General features: G+C 44.7%; 2 protein-coding genes. One reads left to right on the top strand and one right to left on the bottom strand.

The window, feature by feature from the left end; all coding sequences use genetic code 11:
- Positions 1–133 precede the first annotated feature (133 nt).
- Positions 134–1,174, top strand: a complete 1,041-nt coding sequence (locus IQ242_RS24510; protein WP_193961745.1) for an adenosine deaminase — start codon at positions 134–136, stop codon at positions 1,172–1,174.
- A 90-nt stretch (positions 1,175–1,264) separates the two neighbouring features.
- On the opposite strand, the gene IQ242_RS24505 is transcribed toward IQ242_RS24510, so the two are convergent.
- Positions 1,265–1,532 (bottom strand): MAPEG family protein (locus IQ242_RS24505; protein WP_193961744.1); only part of this gene is annotated, 268 nt, incomplete at its 5' end.

Below are 1,532 nucleotides of genomic sequence, written 5' to 3'. Positions count from 1 at the left end.
CCCACACCCTGCCCCCACGAAAAACTTTTTCAGCAAACCCTAGGTACTGATACTATTTGGGAACGATTGTCAAACAATTGTAAAACTTCGTTATATTTAAGGAACATTTGAGAGACTAAGGAGCAGCGGAGTTGTGGCTTTATACGCGGATTTGCATCGGCATTTAGGGGGATCGGTAGTACCGAGAATTCTCTGGCGCTACTTTCACAGACATGAGCGGGATTTAGCGGCCAAATTCCAGGAATACCCCGCTTTTGAGGAATTTTACACCCGCAAACGCAATAGTTTAGATGAGTATTTGGAATTACACACCCTCGTCGAAAGTGTTCAAACCGCCCAAACTTTGCCCTATTTTATCTATCGTCTGATTCGCGGTGCTTACATCTTCGAGAATCTTGCCTATTTAGAATTGCGCTATACTCCCTACTATCGCACCGACGAACATTTGAACCAAACAGAGCGAATCGAGCAAATGCGCTTGATTGTCGAGATCGTCGGTCAAGCCTCGAAAATGAGCGAATATCCGATTATTACCAGTCAAATTCTCTGTATGCACTCGCGACTTCCCTCCGAAGTCAACAAAGCGATCGTTGATCTGGCCCTAGGGATGAGAGAATACGTCTGTGCGATCGATATTGCTGGGGGTGATTCCTACTACCAAACTCGACTAGAGGAATTTGCTGGTTTATACAGTTATGCCAGGGAAAATGGTTTAAACACCACCGGCCATATTTACGAAACAAAGGACGGTTGTTATCCCCAATTACTGCCCTATCTGCAAAGAATTGGTCACGGTATTCAAATTCCCCTACAATATCCGGAATTGCTGCCGGAAGTTGCCCGTCGTCATCAATGTTTAGAAGTCTGTCCCACCACCTATTTAAAAACTGGCACCCTCGAAAGTTTATCGCAATTAAAGATAGTCTTTGATCGCTGTTTTGAAGCGGGGGTTGATATTGCTATCTGTACCGATAATGCCGGTTTACACAATGTCCGGCTGCCCTTCGAGTACGAAAATTTACTCACCCTAGATGTGATCGATTTTCGACAATTACAAGCTTGTCAAGATGCGGCTTTTCGCCATGCTTTTGCTTGGCCCTATAGTCAAAAACCCGCCTCACTTTTAACCGGTTTGTTATCAGTGGATAATCCCAAATTACCGGTTTATCACTAACAAAATTAACCTTAGTTCGGGTTAGGCAAATTCTTTACCGCTCCCGAACTATAGCGTTTTTCCACTCTCCTGCATCCGGTTTGGGTAATTCTACTGAATCTTGATTAAACTCAACCCAAAGAGAGTATAAGTACAGAGGGAACCAAGGCCGAACATCAGGGAACGAGCGATCGGGACATTAGTGATATAAAAAAGGGAAAATAGAAGCCGGAGGATCACAAAAGCGATCGCACAGACAGCGGTCAGGGATGAGGAGACTCCTGTAACGTAGGCCATGAGAGCGGCGGCACTATAGATCATAAAGGTTTCAAAACCATTTTGATGGGAACAAGTTGCTAGTTTAGCGTAGTCGGGGAGT

Origin of the sequence: Microcystis sp. LEGE 08355, assembly GCF_015207185.1 — a bacterium.
Classification (GTDB): domain Bacteria; phylum Cyanobacteriota; class Cyanobacteriia; order Cyanobacteriales; family Microcystaceae; genus Microcystis; species Microcystis panniformis.
The sequence above is the reverse complement of the archived record's forward strand: the minus strand, read 5'-3'. Positions and strand labels throughout refer to the sequence as shown.